At 64.9% G+C, this 17,252-nt stretch carries 17 protein-coding genes and 1 pseudogene; 9 read left to right on the top strand and 9 right to left on the bottom strand.

Annotation, left to right across the window (positions count from 1 at the left end; all coding sequences use genetic code 11):
• Positions 1–2: 2 nt before the first annotated feature.
• Complete coding sequence (locus ACI8UR_RS00705; RefSeq protein ID WP_411715136.1) at positions 3–1,373, bottom strand: hemolysin family protein; 1,371 nt, start codon at positions 1,371–1,373, stop codon at positions 3–5.
• 122 nt (positions 1,374–1,495) lie between these two features.
• Between ACI8UR_RS00705 and ACI8UR_RS00700 the strand changes: the two genes are divergently transcribed.
• Genes ACI8UR_RS00700 through ACI8UR_RS00690 form a run of 3 tightly spaced genes read left to right on the top strand, consistent with a single transcriptional unit; the run spans position 1,496 to position 2,909 of the window.
• Entirely contained in the window at positions 1,496–1,798 is a 303-nt protein-coding gene (locus ACI8UR_RS00700; RefSeq protein WP_411715137.1) for a glutathione S-transferase N-terminal domain-containing protein, read from the top strand.
• Positions 1,795–2,310, top strand: a complete 516-nt coding sequence (locus tag ACI8UR_RS00695; RefSeq protein ID WP_411715138.1) for a redoxin domain-containing protein — start codon at positions 1,795–1,797, stop codon at positions 2,308–2,310. Before ACI8UR_RS00700 ends, ACI8UR_RS00695 begins: the two co-directional genes overlap by 4 nt.
• On the top strand, positions 2,307–2,909 hold the full coding sequence (locus tag ACI8UR_RS00690) for an L-threonylcarbamoyladenylate synthase (protein ID WP_411715139.1): 603 nt from the start codon (positions 2,307–2,309) through the stop codon (positions 2,907–2,909). Before ACI8UR_RS00695 ends, ACI8UR_RS00690 begins: the two co-directional genes overlap by 4 nt.
• 94 nt (positions 2,910–3,003) lie before the next feature.
• Here ACI8UR_RS00690 and ACI8UR_RS00685 read toward each other — a convergent pair whose 3' ends face one another.
• The 5 genes from ACI8UR_RS00685 to ACI8UR_RS00665 form a co-directional block, all read right to left on the bottom strand.
• Positions 3,004–3,657 carry a hypothetical protein gene (locus ACI8UR_RS00685; protein ID WP_411715140.1) on the bottom strand — a complete coding sequence of 218 codons (654 nt, stop codon included), beginning with the start codon at positions 3,655–3,657 and terminating at the stop codon, positions 3,004–3,006.
• 57 nt (positions 3,658–3,714) lie between these two features.
• Positions 3,715–5,892: a (Fe-S)-binding protein gene (locus ACI8UR_RS00680; RefSeq protein WP_411715141.1), complete on the bottom strand. Its 2,178-nt coding sequence runs from the start codon at positions 5,890–5,892 to the stop codon at positions 3,715–3,717.
• Positions 5,893–5,985: 93 nt separating this feature from the next.
• On the bottom strand, positions 5,986–6,699 hold the full coding sequence (locus tag ACI8UR_RS00675) for an energy-coupling factor transporter transmembrane component T family protein (RefSeq protein ID WP_411715142.1): 714 nt from the start codon (positions 6,697–6,699) through the stop codon (positions 5,986–5,988).
• Positions 6,693–7,391, bottom strand: coding sequence for an energy-coupling factor ABC transporter ATP-binding protein (locus tag ACI8UR_RS00670; RefSeq protein WP_411715143.1), 699 nt, complete (start codon positions 7,389–7,391; stop codon positions 6,693–6,695). Before ACI8UR_RS00670 ends, ACI8UR_RS00675 begins: the two co-directional genes overlap by 7 nt.
• On the bottom strand, positions 7,388–7,972 hold the full coding sequence (locus ACI8UR_RS00665; protein ID WP_411715144.1) for a biotin transporter BioY: 585 nt from the start codon (positions 7,970–7,972) through the stop codon (positions 7,388–7,390). Before ACI8UR_RS00665 ends, ACI8UR_RS00670 begins: the two co-directional genes overlap by 4 nt.
• Positions 7,973–8,065: 93 nt before the next feature.
• On the opposite strand from ACI8UR_RS00665, the gene ACI8UR_RS00660 reads away from it, so the two are divergent.
• Positions 8,066–8,662 (top strand): conditioned medium-induced protein 4, encoded by a 597-nt coding sequence (locus tag ACI8UR_RS00660; RefSeq protein WP_411715145.1) that lies wholly within the window; start codon positions 8,066–8,068, stop codon positions 8,660–8,662.
• A gap of 159 nt (positions 8,663–8,821) precedes the next feature.
• Here ACI8UR_RS00660 and ACI8UR_RS00655 read toward each other — a convergent pair whose 3' ends face one another.
• Complete coding sequence (locus tag ACI8UR_RS00655) at positions 8,822–9,202, bottom strand: gamma-glutamylcyclotransferase (RefSeq protein ID WP_411715146.1); 381 nt, start codon at positions 9,200–9,202, stop codon at positions 8,822–8,824.
• Between the two features lie 61 nt (positions 9,203–9,263).
• On the opposite strand from ACI8UR_RS00655, the gene ACI8UR_RS00650 reads away from it, so the two are divergent.
• Positions 9,264–10,631, top strand: a complete 1,368-nt coding sequence (locus ACI8UR_RS00650) for an MATE family efflux transporter (RefSeq protein ID WP_411715147.1) — start codon at positions 9,264–9,266, stop codon at positions 10,629–10,631.
• A gap of 88 nt (positions 10,632–10,719) precedes the next feature.
• Positions 10,720–11,355 (top strand): DUF502 domain-containing protein, encoded by a 636-nt coding sequence (locus ACI8UR_RS00645; RefSeq protein ID WP_415087465.1) that lies wholly within the window; start codon positions 10,720–10,722, stop codon positions 11,353–11,355.
• Between the two features lie 6 nt (positions 11,356–11,361).
• Here ACI8UR_RS00645 and ACI8UR_RS00640 read toward each other — a convergent pair whose 3' ends face one another.
• The gene (locus ACI8UR_RS00640; protein WP_415087458.1) at positions 11,362–12,198 is read right to left on the bottom strand and encodes a proline dehydrogenase family protein; all 837 of its coding nucleotides are present in this window, start codon (positions 12,196–12,198) and stop codon (positions 11,362–11,364) included.
• Between the two features lie 90 nt (positions 12,199–12,288).
• On the opposite strand from ACI8UR_RS00640, the gene ACI8UR_RS00635 reads away from it, so the two are divergent.
• Positions 12,289–12,831: a CDP-2,3-bis-(O-geranylgeranyl)-sn-glycerol synthase gene (locus ACI8UR_RS00635; RefSeq protein WP_415087457.1), complete on the top strand. Its 543-nt coding sequence runs from the start codon at positions 12,289–12,291 to the stop codon at positions 12,829–12,831.
• 510 nt (positions 12,832–13,341) lie between these two features.
• On the opposite strand, the gene thsA is transcribed toward ACI8UR_RS00635, so the two are convergent.
• The gene (gene thsA, locus ACI8UR_RS00630) at positions 13,342–15,015 is read right to left on the bottom strand and encodes a thermosome subunit alpha (protein ID WP_411714167.1); all 1,674 of its coding nucleotides are present in this window, start codon (positions 15,013–15,015) and stop codon (positions 13,342–13,344) included.
• A 198-nt stretch (positions 15,016–15,213) separates the two neighbouring features.
• Between thsA and ACI8UR_RS00625 the strand changes: the two genes are divergently transcribed.
• Positions 15,214–16,800 (top strand): GMC family oxidoreductase, encoded by a 1,587-nt coding sequence (locus ACI8UR_RS00625; RefSeq protein ID WP_411714135.1) that lies wholly within the window; start codon positions 15,214–15,216, stop codon positions 16,798–16,800.
• A gap of 46 nt (positions 16,801–16,846) precedes the next feature.
• A pseudogene (locus ACI8UR_RS00620) lies at positions 16,847–17,188 on the top strand (glutaredoxin family protein); the annotation flags it as partial.
• Positions 17,189–17,252 lie beyond the last annotated feature (64 nt).

Raw genomic sequence — 17,252 nt, 5'->3', positions numbered from 1 at the left:
AGTCACTCCTCGTCCGTGCGTTCGGTCGCCGGCGGCGCCTCGTACTCCTCCGTACGAACGATGCGGGCCTTCATGATGCGTGTGTTCTCGACGCGCTCGACGTAGATTTCGATGCCGTCGTACTCGATTGTCTCGCCCTCCTCGACGAGTCGGCCGGCGCGGTTGAAGATGAAGCCCGCGAGCGTCTCAAACTCCTCACCCTCCGGGATATCGATGTCGAGCGCCTCGTTGACCTCGTCGATGTTGACCTCGCCTTTGACGACGGCCTCTCGGTCGTCGAGGAATTCGATTGGCTCTTCTTCACCCGTCTGGAGGATCTCGCCGACGATCTCTTCGGTGATGTCCTCCATCGTGACGAGTCCCTCAGTCGTCCCGAACTCGTCGACGACGACGACCATGTGCATACGGCTTTCGCGCATCTCCGCGAGCAGTTCGTCGACGTTCTTCGATTCGGGGACGTGCAGGGTCTCCTCGATGAGGTCTTCGAGTTCGACGTCGTTCTCGCCGTAGTTGTAGTCGCGAACGAGGTCGGAGATGTGGACGATACCGAGGATGTTGTCGAGACTGCCGTCGTACACCGGCAGCCGCGTGTGGCTGGACTGCACGCAGGCCTGGATGGCCTCCTCGACCGAGGCGTCCTTCGAGACGGCGTCCATGTCGAGCCGCGGGGTCATGATCTCCTTTGCGATGGTGTTGGTAAACCGGAAGATACGCTGGAGCATCTCGCGTTCGTCTTCCTCCAACACGCCGGCGCGTTCGCCCGTCTCGATGATGTCGCGTATCTCTTCGCGGGTGACGTACGTCGATTCGATGGACGATTGGCCGCCGGTGAGTCGGTTGACCTGTCGGGTCAGGTAATCGAACGTGACGATAAGCGGCAGCAGGATGTACTCGGCGAATTTCAGGGGCTTGGCGATTTGGAGCGCCCACGATTCGGTGTTCTCGACCGCGTAGGATTTCGGCGCGCTCTCGCCGAACAGCAACACGAGCGCCGTGATGCCGAACGTGGCGATGAAGACCGCAATCGACTGCCGGAAGTACAGCGCGAGCAACCCCGTCGCGATGGATGACATCGCGATGTTGACGATGTTGTTGCCCACGAGGATGGTGACGAGCAGTCGGTGGGGGTCGTCTTTGAGGTCTTTCAGCGTCTCCGCACCCGGAAGCCGGTCGGAGACGAGCGCGTCGACGCGGTGGGGCGGCAACGAGAACATTGCGATCTCCGACGAGGAGAAGAACGCCGACAGCGCGAGCAACACCAAGACGGCGGCGCTTCCGAGTGCGGCGATAGTTACGTCGCTAACCGGGAGTTCGTTCGGGTCAGGTGCAGCCTGTAGCCCGATGAAGACGAGAGACCACGCGAGAGAGCCCATTTGGACGTGCGGTTTTCTCCGTCACCCGGATTAAGGCTTGTCATGAAGGCGACGCCTGACCTCGTGTATCACGGGTACCAACAGGCGACACTCTTAGGCGATGACCGCCCGTACGACATTCCATGACGGAACCGCAGATTACCCTGTATCGATTACAGGCGTGCCCGTTCTGTGAGCGCGTCGTCCGTGTCCTGAACGACCTCGATCTCGACTACAAATCGCGGTTCGTCGAGGCCCGCCACTCCCGGCGGGATATCGTGAAGCGACTCACCGGCGCTCGAACCGCTCCGGCAATCGTCGACGAACGCACCGGCGTCACGATGAGCGAGAGCGCGAACATCGTCAAATACCTCGAGAAGACGTACGGCGAGCGCGAAGTCGACCCACAGCACATCACCGCGAGCGCCGCGGGTGATGGCGAATGAAACTCGGATTCGATGTCGTCGAGCTCGGGTCGGCCGACCACCCCGAAATCGGCGAGAAAGCGCCGGATTTCACCCGCCCGCTCGTCACCGACGAGTACTGGGAGGACGCTTCACTCTCGGAGCTCGCCGATGACGGGCCCGTCGTGCTCGTCTTCCATCCGATGGACGGCGACTTCCCGGCCACGTACATGTGGCAGGAGATCCGCGACCGCGGCTGGGACGAGTACGACGCCGACATCGTCGGCCTCTCCATCTCGACGCCGTACGAACACTCCCGATTCCTCGAGGAGTGGGACGTCGAGCAGTTCCGACTGTTCTCCGACCCGCAGAACGGCGTCGCCAAGAGGTACGGCATCGACCACGAACTCGACGGGATGAACGGCATCTCCGAGCCTCGGCCGGCGGTCTTCGTCATCGACCAAGACCGCGTCATCCATTCGGGCTGGGTCGCCACCGACTGGCCGGAGTTCCCGCCGTACGACGACATCGAGAACGCTATCGACGACCTGTGACCGACGAGGAGCCCCTCACCGCGGCCGTCGCAGCGATTCGCCGTGGCGACCTCGTCGTCTACCCGACCGAGACGGTGTACGGGCTGGCAGCGGACGCGCTCGACGCCGAAGCGATAGAGCGCGTCTTCGAGGCGAAACAGCGCCCGCGGAACAAGCCCATCTCGATGGCCGTCCCGGACGTGGCGGTCGCGGCCGATTACACGCACATTACGGACCGCGAGCGGGCCTTCTGTGAGCGGTTCCTCCCCGGGCCCGTGACCGTCCTCTTAGAGCGGAACGACCGCGTACCCGACGTGCTCGTGGCTGGACGCGACCGCGTCGGGATTCGCGTCCCCGACCACGACCTCGCGCGCGACCTCGCGCGGCGAACCGGGCCGATAACCGCCACGAGCGCGAACCGGAGCGGCCAGCCGAGCGCCCGCCACGTCGAGGACATCGACCCCGACATCCGCGAGCAGGCGGTCGTCATCGACGGTGGCGAAACGCCCGGCACGGAGAGCACCGTCGTCAACGTCTCGGACAACGAACTCGTTCGCCGCGGCGCACGCGCGGCGGATATCGAGGCGTGGCTTGCCGACCGCTCATACTGCCGGCTGTAACTATCTGAAGCGATACCGTCCGAGACTCCGCGTTCCAGTCCCACGCAATCCGAATATCTCGAGAACGGTCGGTGCGGAATTACAGCCGGCAGTATCAGAACGGTAGCCGCGAGCGCAGCGACGCCGTTTTCACCCCGCATTCGGCCCGATACTCGCAGGGCGCACACCGCGAATCGTTCCGGAGGCGTGGCGGCGGCCCGTCTATCGATTCGGCCGTCCGGAGCGCCTGCCGATACGTCGCCTTTCGACGCGTTGTGAGCCGCACCTCTCGAATCAAGCCGTATGCCGGATACTCCACGAACGCGCGCTCGATGGGCGTCTCGTGCTCCCAGGCGAGGGCCTTCGCGGCTGCCGTCGCGCGAACCGCCTGTGGTTCCCAGACGCCCTGTTCTGGTGGCTCGCCAGCCGAGACGACGGTCGGAACGAGCGGGTCGTCGAGGCGTTTGTGGGCGATTCCGCGGCAGTCCTTCCCCTCCAGCAAGACGTTCCGTTCCGGTGGGTCGACGAGCGCCGACCAGCAATCGAGGCGTGCCTTCGCGCTGCCGAGGTTCGAGCGATACTGCGTCGGCGTGACGGCAATGGGCTCCTCGGCAAGCGGCGTCGACGAATCGAGTAGTTCCTCGTAGCGCGCAGTAAGGGCTCGGACGGCTTCGGCGTCATCCGAAACGTCGTAGTCGTCCTGCCGTCGGCGGTAGTAGAGCTTTCGCGGACAGTACGCCGCCGTCGCGAGGTCACTGAATGTCTGCACGGGGGAGTCTGGATTCGTTTTCGCAAATAAAAGGTCGGCCGTAAGAACGCAGCGCGGTCAGTCGTCGGCGGGCGCGGCGTCCGAGCCGGATTCGGCGGTGGCCGAGATGGTCGCGCCGTTGGCTTCCAGCGCCTCGACGATGAGTTCGGCGATATCGACGATTTCGATGTTCTCCTCGAAGCCGCCGGTCTTGCGGCCGTCCTCGTACATCGTCATGCACATCGGACAGGCGACGACGAACTTCTCGATCGCGCTGCCGGCGTCGGTGTCTTCGAGCGCCTCCCGAAGCCGCTCCTCGCTCGGCTTGGTCTCCTCTTCGATGTCCATCCAGAGGCCGCCACCACCGCCACCGCAACAGAAGGAGTTCTCGCGGTTGCGCGGCATCTCGTGGAGGTCACAGCCCGTCGCGCTGACGAGTTCACGCGGCGCCTCGTACTCGTCGTTGAACCGACCCAGATGGCAGGGGTCGTGGTAGGTGACCGTGTAGTCGAGTTCGGTGCCGGACAGGCCGAGTGCGCCGTCGTCGACCAGTTCCTCGACGGCCTGCGTCCAGTGGTACACCTCGACGTCGCCGTCGGCGTTCCAGTAGCCCTCGATGGCGAACTCCATCATGGGGTCGTCGGCGAACTCCTCGAAGTCGACCTCCGGATACTCGTTTTTGAACGTGTTGTACGAGTGGGGGTCGGTACAGACGATCTTCTCGTAGTCGCACTCCTCGAAGGTGTCGACGAGGGTGCCGGCCTGCTCGACGAAGAGGAACTCCTCACCGATGCGCCGGATGTCGTTGCCGTCGTACACTTCGTCCTCATAGAGGATGCCGACATCAACGTCGGCGTGTTCGAAGATCTTCGCCAGCGAGCGGGCGACCTTCTTGTTCCGCTCGTCGTAGCTCGGGTAGTCGCCGACGTACCAGAGGTAGTCGACGCTTTCCTCGCGGGCGTCGGCAACCTCGAAGTCGAGTTCCTCCGTCCAGGTGCCGCGGTCGCTCGGCGAATCGCCGAACGTGTTGCCTTTCGACATGACGTTCTGGAAGACGTCCTGAATCGTCGGGCGGATGTCGCCTTGGTCTGCGAGCTGGCGGTTGAGCCGGGTGAAGGATTTCAGGTGCTCGATTTCGACCGGGCAGGCGTCCATGCAGGCCATACAGGCCATACAGGACTCCATCGTCTTCGTGTCGATAACGCCACCGTCGGCGATGATATCCTTCGTTTCACCGCCGGCGTCGAGTGATTCGCGGTACTCCTTGAGGTCGAGGATGACGTCACGCGGGTCGAGCGGGCGACCGGAGGCGTTCGCGGGACAGACCGAGGAACACCGGCCGCATTTCGTACAGGCGTCCTGGTCGAGCATCTCTTTCCAGGAGAAGTCGTCGATGGATTCGGCGTTCGTCGCATCGAGGTCGGAGGGAACGCCCGGAAGGCGTGCGCCGGCCTTCTCGTCGCGGGCGACGATGTTGGCGAACGACGAAACCATGTGGAACGGCTTGGCGTACGGGATCGAGGCAATGAAGACGAACGCGAGCAGGGTGTGTGACCACCAGGCAAGCGGGTAGACGGCCTGGGCCATCGAGGCGTCCATGCCGATACCTCCGAGGCCGAGCGCGACCGCTGTCCCGGCGAAACTGACGGACTCGCCGGTGCCGGTGCCGAGGATGCGGAGTCCCTCAAGCAGGAAGCCGCCGATGCCGATGAGGAACAGCGACCACACGAGGAAGGCGTCCTCCCAGTTCGTGTGTTTGCCCCACAGACGGTCGTTGCGGGTGACGTAGCGCCGCCACAGCGCGACGCCGAGCCCGATGATGAACAGGAGGCCGAGTGCGTCGGTGACCAGCTGGTAGGAGAGATAGAAGTCACCGACCCAGAAGGAATCGCCCGTCGCGATCCGGTAGATGTCCATGTCGATGAACAGGATGGTTGTCGCGATGAGCAGCGTCAGGAAGCCCCAGAGGATGAACGCGTGCATCAGGCCGCCGACCAGGTCGCGGTTGAACTGTTTCTCGTTCGAGGCGACGACCTTGGCCGCGCTGACGACGCGGTTCGGGAGGTCATCGAGACGGTCGAACCAGTCGTCGGTGCCGTCGGCGTAGCGCGCGAAGCGCTGATAGATGCCGATAGCGGTGACGAGAATCGTCAGGGTCGCCAGGAAGTAGAAGACCACCTTCTGGACTGGCCCGATGAGCCAGAACGTCTCGCGAGTGGCCTCACTCCCTGCCTGTAGCGGAAGTGCCGGTAGCATACGGAAAGACGGGGTAGCGTATCCGCTTAAGTTTTGTTACACAAAGTCGCGAGACGGTCGCTGGACAGCAAATATTCGCGTCGGGTCGGCCGATTAAACGGCCGAAATCAGGGCAGCCCCAAGGAGTGCCGCGGCGACGACGAACGCTACCGCGTCGAGCCGCGAGAGGCGCAACGCCGGAAGCGTCGGGTTCCACGAGAAACACCGGGCCTGCAACGCGAGCGCGAAGCGGTCTGCACGGTCGAACGCTCGGTTGAACGCCGCAATCGTGAGAAACTGCATCCGGTCGGAAACCGACCGTTCGGTTCCCAGTCGTGCCTTGTGCACGTCCCGAATCCGGGCAATATCGGACAGCAGGACGGGCAGCAGCCGAAAGACGAACGCGACTCCCATCCCGAGGAACTGCCCGGGGTTGCCCGGGATGAGCCGCTGGACAGCCGCCCGAGACTCCCGCACCGGCGTCGTTCTGACGTAGGCGGCCGCCACGAGCAACACGAGCAGGACGCGCCAGCCAGCCAGAAGCGGCGCAATCGCGTCCTCGATGACGAACCACGGCGCCCCCCACGTAACGCCGTCGAGTATGGGCGCCGCAAGCAGGAACGGGAAGACGAAGCGGTACTCCCAGAGGACGCGCTGTGGCACCGTCTTTGCCACTGCGAGGACACCCAGCGTAAACACGGTCAGGACGGCCAGCCCCCGCGGCGTCGTGTAAGCGAAGGCGGCCACCGCGAACGCCAACTGGACAGCGAGTTTCGACCGCGGGTCGAGACGATGGGCCGGCGACGACCCCGGCTCGTACGTCAGCACGGCCGAACGTCGACCGCAGCGAGGCGGTCACCGACGGCTGATGGTGCGTCATCGATGGCGATTCGGCCGTCGACGAGCGCGATAACGCGGTCGGCACGCTCAAGGACGTCTCGGAGGTCGTGCGTGACGACGATGATACCCGTTCCGTTCGCCGACAGGTCATCGAGGTGTTCGAGCACCGCGTTTCTGGCGGGCCAATCGAGGCCGGCGAACGGTTCGTCGAGCACGAGGTGGTCGGGTTCCATCGCGAGCGCGCCCGCGATTGCGACCCGTGCCTGTTCGCCGCCGGAGAGGGTATCGATTCGATCCTCGCGTCGGCCCGCCATATCGACCGCCTCGAGCGCCGTCGAGACTCGGTCGTCGATTTCGGCGCGTGGAAGCCCGAGGTTCTCCGGGCCGAATGCGACGTCGGCGCCGACTGTCGCGGCGACGAAACAGTCCCGTGGGTGTTGAAACACCATGCCAACAGTCGTTCGAGCCGCGACCGGGTTCGCCGCGACCGAGCGGCCGTCGACCAGAATCTCGCCCTCGTCCGGCGCGAGGAGGCCGTTGAAATGCCGGACGAGCGTGGTCTTGCCGGAGCCGTTAGCGCCCGCGATGATGACGAACTCGCCGTCGTCGAGCGTGAGCGAAACGCCGTCGAGGGCGGCTGTCTCGCCGTATCGGTGGACGAGGTCGCGGACGGTTATCATTCGGCGCGAATCGCGTCACTCCGGATGATGCCGATCGCAGCCGCCATCTTCACCGCTTCCGCGGGAACGAACACGACCGCGCCGGTGACGACCGCGGTTCGGAGCGTCATGTCGAGGTTGTACCAGAGGAACGGCACGCCGAGTCCGTAGATGACGAGGACGGCCGCGGACATCGCGCCGACGAGTCGGGTGGTGGACGCATCAGCCAGCGGCCGCATCCCGAGTCCGCCGTGGGCGATGACGCCGGCGAGAGCCGCCGCAATCGGGTACGAAAACAGGTATCCACCGGTCGGGCCAAGCAATTCACCGATACCAGCGGTACCCATCGAGAAGACGGGGGCACCGAGCGCGCCCGCGAGGAGGTACAACACCATCGCCGCGCCGCCCCACACCGGGCCGAGCATCAATCCGGCGAGGAAGACCCCGAGCACCTGTAGCGTAATCGGGGCCGGGGAGAGGGGATACGGGAAGGACACGTACGCGAACGCGCCCATGAGCGCTGCGAAAAGCGCCGTTCGTGCGACGTTCAGTGCCATCTCCTCACCGACGAGGTCGACGTCGGCTGTCGAGGTACTGCTCATGGGCGCCAGTCCGCATCAACCGCCTTGATTGTGTCGCTTGCCGGCACAGCGAGTACAGATATATATGCATAGGGGTGGTACTACGATGTCCACATGGACGAACGAACCGAGGCTCTCAGGGATATCTTCGTCGACGTGACCGACGAAGAGACCGTCACGGAACAGCAGGCCGAAGCCCGTGGCTCGCTGGCCGAGCGGGAGGACTCCCCGGAGCGCCTCGCTGAGGTTGTCGCCAGCATGCGCGAGCGCTTCGAGTTCACCACCACGTTATCCGACGAGGAACTCACGACGCTCGTCATGGAGTTCTATCACGGGGGCGGCGATGCTTCGCTTGCCGATACGCTCGATATCTCGGCGGACGAGGTGTTCGACGCCCGGCTCGACCTCCATCTCGTCCGTGAGACGGATACGGACGCGCCGTTCGAGTTGGACGAGCTCGAAGCGCAACTGGAAGCGGACGAACCAGTCGACGAGATAGCGACCCGACTCGACGTGACACCCTCGACGGTGCGTCGCTATCGCCGCGTGCTCGAAACCCGAGCGGAAATCCAGCGCGTCAGCGACCGCTTCCGGAGCGAGTTCGAAGACGCTCTCGGTGACGCCGACCTGACCGGACAGCTTACCGCCGACGTGATGGACGACGGCCTCGAGGAAGCGACCGATGGCATGGAGACGAACGTCTCGTTCTGATTTCGACTCCGACGCCTGCTCGGTTTTATATATCAAGACGAGTCCAGACGGCCCGTGACCTGACAAGCGATGGCAGTCCGCCGAGGCGGTTGCAAGCGGATCCCTTCCGCGATGCGGAACACGGGCTGTCGAATCTGAGCTACATGTTCCGCCTGTTCGCTACGACAGCTCCACGCGCACGTCGTTCCCCTTGACGTATCGCCTGACGCGCGCTTCGAAGGAGCCGTCACCGGGCCACTCGATGTCCACGCCGAGGGCGTCCCGGCCGACGTACGTCCAGAGGGCGCCGTCGTCGGCCGGAATCCGGACGCGGACGTAGAGTCCCCGGTCGACCCCTTCGTAGGCGTCAAGCGCCGCGAGGTCGTCGCCGGTGAGCCGCAGCACTCGGCCGTCGGTTTCACCGCCCGGCGCCAGCGTCGGGTACTCCCCTTCGACTCGCTGGAGGCCGACCAGCCGTACGTCAGGGCCGAAATCGGCGTGGCCGAGCAGCTCGCGGGCACGCGCTGGGTCACGGAGCGTGCCGTAGACGAAGGCGTCCATACACCCTGTTCGACTCGCCGATACAAGAAGGGTCAAATCGGCGCAGGGAGAACACCGACCGATGCGTGAGCGGCTCGTGTCGGTATGGCGTCGCGTCCTCTCGCTTTCGTGGCCGGTGATGGTCGAACAGACCACCCGGACACTGATGCGCACCGTCGACATCCTCGTCACCGCGTTGTTCTCCCCCGTCGCGGTCGCCGCGATCGGCCTCGCAGACCTGTATGCTCGTTTCCCGCTCTGGGTCGGCCTCGGGATGGGCAGCGGCGCGATTGCGCTGTCCTCACAGGATACGGGCAGCCGCGCGACCGCCAACCGCAACGAGGCGATCTCACAGGCGCTCGTCCTCGGGGCACTCATCGGCGTCCCGTTCGCCGTCTTCGGCGTCCTCCTCGGAGAAGAGGCAATCGCCTTGCTCGGCGCGCCGGCGGAAGTCGCTCGACTCGGCGGCACGTATCTCGCCATCGTACTGGTGACGGCCCCGGCACGCCACGTCGCGCTCATCGCCGCGCGCGCACTCCAGGGAACCGGCGATACGCGGACACCGATGTACGTCAATATCGTCGCCAATGGCCTCAATATCGCTGGCTCATTCACCCTCGGCCTCGGCCTGCTCGGCGCGCCGCGGCTCTCCATCGTCGGCGTCGGCATCGCGACGGCCGGCGCGAACGTCTTCACCGCGCTCGTGCTCGTGGGCGCACTCGCGACGGGGTGGGCCGATGCCGGTCTTGCTCGCCCCACCGACCTCGTCATCACGAAGCAGCTGGTACAGGTCAGCGCCCCGTCGGTCGCCGAAGGGCTCGTCTCGACGCTCGCGGAGTTCCCGCTGAACGCCATCCTGCTCGGCTTCGGAACGGAGGTCAACGCCGGCTTCCATATCGGCCGCCGGCTCTACCAGCAGGTCACGGGGCCACTGTCACGCGGGTTCAACGTCGGGGCAAGCATCATCGTCGGGCAGTCGCTCGGCGAAGGCGACGCCGAGTTGGCCCGGTTCCAAGGTTGGGCGACCGTCGGCCTCGGGGTACTGACGGTCGGCACGTTCGGTGTCGTCCTCGCGGCCGCCGCCGAACCGCTCGTCGCGTTGTTCACAGACGACATCGCAACCGTCGCTGCAGCAACCGATTTCGCCCGCGTGTACGGCCTGACGGCGGTGTTCCTGGTGACGTTCTCCGTCCTGCAGGGCGCGTTCGCGGGCGCCAGCGAAACCCGCGTGCCGTTCGTCGCCCGCACGTCGGGGATGCTGCTTTTCATGCTGGGGTTCACCTACGTGGTCGGTGTCGTCCTCGGCTACGGTGCCGTCGGGGCTTACGTCGGTATCGGCCTCACGTACGTCTGGATGGCGCTCGTCGTCGTCGGGTGCTTCCATTTCGGCGGCTGGGCGGAGCGGGCGGCCTCGATGCTCGCAGAACGTGGAAGCGTACAGACGGACTGACGGGCGGACGTGGCTCCCGCTCCGGTTCGGCTGTGAGGGCGCCTGTCGGTCGAAGCCCTGAATACACGGCAGGTAAATGTACGAACGAATGCTGCCGTCCTCGTGGAAACGTGACATTGCGAGTGGACTTATCGTCCTCGTCCCCCTCCTCGTAACGGCGTACGTCGTCGCGTTCATCTATCAGTCGATCGCGAACCTCCCCGTCTTGAGCAACGCCCTCCAGGGACAACCCGTCCTCGTGCGCGTGGTCGTGACGCTGGTGCTGTTCGCCCTGCTCGTCCTCTCGGTGGGCTATCTCATGCGCACCACCGTCGGTGACCTGCTGGAGGATAGCCTCGACAGCATCATGAACCAACTGCCGGGGCTCCGCGTCGTGTACAACGCCTCGAAGATGGCCGTCGAAACGGCCGTCAGCGGCCCCGACGACCTACAGACGCCGGTGAAAGTGGAGCCGTGGAATGGGATGCGGATGACCGCGTTCAAGACCGGCAAATCGACCGACGATGGCCGTGACGTGCTCTTCTTGCCGACCGCGCCGAACATCACCACCGGCTACGTCATCGAGGTGTCGCCGGACGATTACACCGAGATCGACGAGAACGTCGAAGACGCACTCACACGAATCCTCAGTGCCGGCTTCGGCGAGAACCGCGATCGCGGTATCCATATCGATGTTAGCGAGGAATCACCGGTTTCGCGGGCCGAAGACGGCACCGACGACTGACCCCACTTAGCCGTTGACGATGGCCCGGAGCGCGAACAGTGCGTTCTCCTTACGCTCCATAACACGCCGGTAGAAGTAGCGCAGCCAGCGGTCGCCGTACGGTGCGTACTGGTAGACGGGCACGCCGTCGGCAGCCAGTTCCCGCTGGGCGTCCTCGCGAACGCCCATGAGCATCTGCACTTCGTACGGCGTGCCGTGCTTCTCGTGGAGGTCGGCCGCAAGCGAGATCATCGCGGGGTCGTGGCTGCCGACGGCGATACCGGCGTCGAACTCCCGGAACGCCAACGCGAGGTCGTCCCGATACGCTTCGTCCACGCGCGCCTTGTTGGTATACGCGACGGAAGGCGGTTCCTCGTAGGCGCCTTTCACCAACCGAACCTTGCCGGGCAGTCCGGCGAGCCGCTCGATGTCGGCCGGCGTGCGTTTCAGGTTCGCCTGCAGGCAGAGACCAATCGCGGGATAGGTCTGTACCTGCGCTTCGAAGGCATCGAGGGTCGCATCGGTCGTCGTGTGGTCTTCCATATCTAGCCAGACGAACTGCTGATGTTCGGCGGCGGCCTCGACAATCCGTTCGAGGTTCTCCCGGAAGCGCCCGTCACCGACATCGAGGCCGAGCTGTGAGGGCTTGACCGAGATGCAGGCATCGAGGTCGGTCGAACCGAGCTCCGCGAGCAGCGAGCAGTACGTCTCGGTATCCTCGTTTGCGGGTGCCGAGTCGTGGTAATGTTCCCCGAGCAGATTGAGTATCGCCCCGACGTCGTCGTCGTTGAGTTGCCGTGCGTGCTCCATCGCAGTCGCGGCCGACTCACCGGCGACGAACCGCCGAGCGATTGGCGGTATCATGGTCGCAAATACGGCCGGGCGGACAAAGAGCGTACCCCTCAGCACACCCGAATCCCCCGCTCTTTTATCGCCACCGTTCGCAGGCCGGGTATGGTTGTCGAGACGGTCGTCATCGCCGTGTGGGCGATGTTGCCCGCGTACATCCCGAACAACGTCGCCGTGCTGGCCGGCGGCGGCCGACCGATCGACGGCGGCCGAACCTGGGACGGCAAGCGTGTGCTCGGCGACGGGAAGACCTGGCACGGAACCACCTTCGGCACCGCTGCAGGTATCGCCGTCGCGTTAGTGCTCGACCGATCCCAGCCCGTCTTCGAGAGCGCCACCGGCGTCGGCGTCCCGGAGTTCCCACTCGTCGTCGCCGTTACGCTCGCGTTCGGCGCGATGTTCGGCGACATCCTCGCATCCTTCCTCAAGCGCCGGACGGGGCGTGAGCGTGGGGCCTCCCTCCCCGGCATCGACCAGCTGGATTTCGTTGTCATCGCCCTGGTATTGACGGCGCTCGTCGCCTCCGAGTGGTTCTTCGCGACGTTCACCGTACCGGTCATCATCGCCGTGCTCGTTCTCACGCCGGTGTTGCACGTCGGGACGAACATGATCGCGTACGCGCTCGGCCTGAAAGACGAACCCTGGTAGGGGTAGCCGACCGGCCGTGCCCGAGAGGGTGTTTCTGTGGTCGGGTGCGCACTGTCCGAGATGCCCGGCGGCCTGGCGTCGTCGCCGTTTCTGTATCGAGTGTATCCACGTCGAGCGAGAGCCGCCATCAGAGCGGCTGACAGCGCCGTCGCTGGACGGGAAATAAAAAGAAAACGTTGGTCGGGAGGCGGTGCGAAGCGGAACGGAAGCAGTGGACGGTGGGGGCGAGCATCCGCGAGCGCGAAGCGCTCGCGGTTCCCCGGACGAGGCGCGCGAGACGCGACCGGAGGGAGCGTCTCGGAACGGCCGAACGGCGCCGACGTCCGGTAGCGCGCGCGGACTGAGGCGGCCGGAGGCCGCCAAAGGAGCACGCGCGCATATTTTCCCCACGTTTTTGCCGCGGGCGGCGGCCACAGGCCGCCGCCGGATGCCGTGGCGGCGAAGCCGCCACGCGTGAGGCGTGTTCGGCGCGGAACGCGCCGAACCGCCGGAGCGTGCAAAAACGTGGGTTTACATCATGCCGCCCATGCCGCCGCCCATACCGCCCATGCCGCCGCCCATGCCGCCGGGCGCGCCACCGGGGCCGCCTTCAGGCTCGTCGTTCTGGTCGGTGCCGCCGCCCTTGAGGTCACCAGCCGCGATGACATCGTCGATGCGGAGGATCATGACAGCCGCTTCGGTCGCGGACTCGATAGCCTGCGTCTTGACACGGAGCGGCTCGACAACGCCTTCCTCCTCCATGTCGATGACGTCGCCGCTGTAAGCGTCGAGGCCGGCAGCGTTGTTGCCATCCGCGTGCTGGCTGCGGAGGTCGACGAGCGAGTCGATGGGGTCGAGGCCGGCGTTCTCCGCGAGCGTGCGCGGGATGACGTCGACGGCGTCGGCGAACGCTTCGACAGCGAGCTGCTCGCGGCCACCGACGGAGTCGGCGTAGTCACGCAGGCCGAGGGCGAGCGCGGTCTCGGGGGCACCGCCGCCGGGGAGGACTTTGCCCTCCTCGAGCGTGGTGCGGACGACGCCGAGACTGTCCTCGATTGCGCGTTCAACCTCGTCGACGACGTGCTCGGTGCCGCCGCGGAGGATGAGCGTGACCGCGCGGGCCTCGTCGACGTCCTCGACGAAGAGCTTCTCGTCGCCAGCGATGGCTTTCTGGGAGACGGAGCCGGCGAAGCCGAGGTCGTCGGCGGTGACGTCGTCGATGTTGGAGACGACACGGCCGCCCGTCGCTCGGGCCAGCGCCTTCATATCGGATTTCTTCGCGCGGCGGACGGCGATGATGCCTTCCTGTGCGAGGTAATGCTGGGCCATGTCGTCGATGCCTTTCTGGCAGAAGACGACGTCTGCGCCGACCTCTTTGAGCGTGTCGACCATCTCGCGGAGCTGCCGTTCCTCCTGCTCGAGGAACTGCTCGAGCTGGTCGGGGTCAGTGACGTTGACTTCGGCGTCGATTTCGGTTTCCTTGACCTCGATGGGCGCGTCGAGGAGGGCGATATCGGCGTCCTCTGCGGCGTAGGGCATGTTGTCGTGGACGCGCTCTTTGCCCACGATGACGCCCTCGACGAGCTCGGATTCGTCGACGGCACCGCCGACGACCTTCTCGATTTTGATGTTGTCCGTGTCGACATCGCCGTCGTCGGCGACCGCGCGCACGGCGTCGACGACGCGCTCGGCGAGGAGGTCTTTCGACGCTTCGGCGCCTTTGCCGGTCATCGCCGTCGCGGCGATGGATTCGAGGATATCGGTGTCGCCCTCGTCGACATCGATAGCGATGTCACCGAGAATCTCCTTGGCCTCGGCAGCGGCCTGTCGGTATCCCTGTGCGAGGATGGTGGCGTGGATGTCCTGTTCGAGGAGGTCTTCGGCCTTCGAGAGGAGTTCACCGGCGATGACGACGGAGGTGGTCGTCCCGTCACCGACTTCTTCTTCCTGCGTTTCGGCGACCTCGACGATCATGTTGGCCGCCGGGTGCTCGATGTCCATCTCTTTGAGGATGGTGACGCCGTCGTTCGTGACGACGACGTTGCCCGTCGAGTCGACGAGCATCTTGTCCATGCCTTTCGGGCCGAGTGTCGTCCGTACGGACTCGGCGACCGCCTTGCCGGCGGTGATGTTCATCGACTGCGCGTCCTGCCCGGAGGTGCGCTGGCTCTCCTCCGAGAGAACAATCATCGGCTGGTTGCCCATCTGTTGTGCCATAGTCGTCTGAATGATTGTCTGTGGTTCTATATAAAAGTTGCTGAACGGAGAGAGCCAAAACCACCAGAAGGGCGTCCGATGGGGCTTCGAGCCGGTTCGGGCGAAGATATATATGTAATCAATCTGCGCTTCGGCGGCTCCGACGCCGTCCAACGATTTATGTGGCACCCGTGAGTGTGGCTATCAATGGCAACCAAGACCGCGGCGTACGACTACGTCGTTGTCGGGGCCGGCTCCGCAGGCTGTGTTCTGGCCGCCCGATTGACCGAAGACCCGGACACGTCCGTGCTACTTCTGGAGGCAGGAGAGCCGGACGAGAAACGCGAAATCGACATCCCGGCGGCGTTCCCGGAGCTTTTCAAAACCGACTACGACTGGGAGTATTACACCGAGCCCCAATCGGAGATGAACGACCGCGAACTCTACTGGCCGCGCGGGCGCACGCTCGGTGGGTCGAGTTCCATCAACGCGATGATCTACATTCGGGGCCACCCCTACGACTACGACCACTGGGCCTCGCTGGGCAACGACGGCTGGTCGTACGACGACATCCTGCCGTACTTCAAACGCAACGAGACGTTCGCCCCTGGTGACGGGGAGTACCACGGCACCGACGGGCCGCTCCACGTCTCGAACCCGCGGTCGCCGAACGACATCTCCGAAACGTTCGTCGAAGCGGGTGTCGAGGCGGGCTACTCCCGAAACGATGATTTCAACGGCGCCGAACAGGAGGGGCTCGGCCGCTATCATCTGACCCAAAAGCGGGGCAAACGCCACAGCGCCGCGACCGCCTACCTGAAGCCGGCGCTCGACCGCCCGAACCTCACCGTCGAGACGGGCGCCCACGCCACGGAAGTCCGCTTTGACGGTGACCGTGCGACCGGCGTCGAGTACGAACAGGACGGCCAGCAGTTGCACTCCGAAGCCATCGAAGAGGTCGTCCTCTCCGGCGGCGCCGTCAACACACCGCAGTTGCTCATGCTCTCCGGCGTCGGCGACCCAGAACACCTAGCCGAACACGACATCGAAGTCCAGACCGGCCTCCCCGGCGTCGGGCGCAATCTCCAGGACCACCTGTTCACGTTCGTTATCTACGAGTCGGAGCTTTCGGGAACGCTCGATGATGCCGGCCGAATCCGTGACCTGCTGAAATACTTCGTCCTGAAGCGTGGGCCACTCACCTCGAACGTCGCCGAGACCGGCGGATTCCTCCGGACGACAGACGACCTGCCGGCCCCCGACCTCCAGTTTCACTTCGCGCCGGGGTACTTCATGCGGCACGGCTTCGACAACCCCGAAGAGGGCCACGGCCTCTCGCTCGGGGCCACCCAGCTCCGCCCGGAGAGCCGCGGTCGCATCACGCTCGATTCGGCCGACCCCTTCGACGACCCGACCATCGACCCGAACTACCTCGACGCCGACCGCGACATGGAGGTACTCATCGAGGGTGTCCGCCGGGGCCGTGAGATACTTCAGGCCGACCCCTTCGACGACGTTCGGGGGGAGGAAGTCTGGCCCGGCGAAGGCGTCGACAGCGACGAGGAGATCGCCGAACACATCCGCGAGACGGCACACACCGTCTATCACCCGGTCGGGACGTGTAAGATGGGCGATGACGACATGGCGGTCGTCGACGACGAACTCCGTGTGCATGGCGTCGACGGCCTTCGAGTCGCCGACGCGTCCGTAATGCCCACGCTCATCGGCGGGAACACGAACGCGCCGACGATGATGATCGCCGAGAAGGCGGCCGATATGCTCACCGAACGGTAAGCGACCGGCCCAACACCTATTGGCGCGGGCGAATATCTGTAGTACGATGACTTTCGACCCGAACGCTCCGGAACTGGACGACGAGGAGGTACAGGCTCGCATGGCCGAGGCAATCGAGAACAACGAAATCGTCCTCTTCATGAAGGGTGACGAGCTGATGCCGCAGTGTGGCTACTCGAAGCGCGCGCTCGGCCTCATCCAGAAGTACCGCGACGACGTCGAAGTCGTCGACACGCTGCAGAACTTAGAGGCCTTCCGCGATGCGCTCGACGAAGAAAGCGGCTGGGAGACCATCCCCCAGACGTTCGTGGACGGTGAGTTCGTCGGCGGCAGCGACATTCTCGCGGAGCTCGAAGAACGGGGCGAACTCGCGGAGACGCTCAACGCCGACCCGGCCGAGGCTACGGAGGCAGGGGCGGAGCAAAAATCGAGCGTCAGCGACGTCGACGCGC

The organism is Natronomonas sp., assembly GCF_047616845.1.
GTDB lineage: Archaea > Halobacteriota > Halobacteria > Halobacteriales > Haloarculaceae > Natronomonas.
This window is presented reverse-complemented; position numbering and strand designations above follow the sequence as displayed.

Bases quoted from the DNA above. Each gene is read 5' to 3' on its own strand.
- ACI8UR_RS00700 (WP_411715137.1), top strand. From the start codon at position 1,496: ATGACGGAACCGCAGATTACCCTGTATCGATTACAGGCGTGCCCGTTC.
- ACI8UR_RS00650 (WP_411715147.1), top strand. From the start codon at position 9,264: ATGCGTGAGCGGCTCGTGTCGGTATGGCGTCGCGTCCTCTCGCTTTCG.
- ACI8UR_RS00625 (WP_411714135.1), top strand. From the start codon at position 15,214: ATGGCAACCAAGACCGCGGCGTACGACTACGTCGTTGTCGGGGCCGGC.
- ACI8UR_RS00660 (WP_411715145.1), top strand. From the start codon at position 8,066: ATGGACGAACGAACCGAGGCTCTCAGGGATATCTTCGTCGACGTGACC.
- ACI8UR_RS00695 (WP_411715138.1), top strand. From the start codon at position 1,795: ATGAAACTCGGATTCGATGTCGTCGAGCTCGGGTCGGCCGACCACCCC.
- ACI8UR_RS00640 (WP_415087458.1), bottom strand. From the start codon at position 12,198: ATGATACCGCCAATCGCTCGGCGGTTCGTCGCCGGTGAGTCGGCCGCG.
- thsA (WP_411714167.1), bottom strand. From the start codon at position 15,015: ATGGGCAACCAGCCGATGATTGTTCTCTCGGAGGAGAGCCAGCGCACC.
- ACI8UR_RS00705 (WP_411715136.1), bottom strand. From the start codon at position 1,373: ATGGGCTCTCTCGCGTGGTCTCTCGTCTTCATCGGGCTACAGGCTGCA.
- ACI8UR_RS00665 (WP_411715144.1), bottom strand. From the start codon at position 7,972: ATGAGCAGTACCTCGACAGCCGACGTCGACCTCGTCGGTGAGGAGATG.
- ACI8UR_RS00635 (WP_415087457.1), top strand. From the start codon at position 12,289: ATGGTTGTCGAGACGGTCGTCATCGCCGTGTGGGCGATGTTGCCCGCG.
- ACI8UR_RS00670 (WP_411715143.1), bottom strand. From the start codon at position 7,391: ATGATAACCGTCCGCGACCTCGTCCACCGATACGGCGAGACAGCCGCC.
- ACI8UR_RS00655 (WP_411715146.1), bottom strand. From the start codon at position 9,202: ATGGACGCCTTCGTCTACGGCACGCTCCGTGACCCAGCGCGTGCCCGC.
- ACI8UR_RS00645 (WP_415087465.1), top strand. From the start codon at position 10,720: ATGCTGCCGTCCTCGTGGAAACGTGACATTGCGAGTGGACTTATCGTC.
- ACI8UR_RS00680 (WP_411715141.1), bottom strand. From the start codon at position 5,892: ATGCTACCGGCACTTCCGCTACAGGCAGGGAGTGAGGCCACTCGCGAG.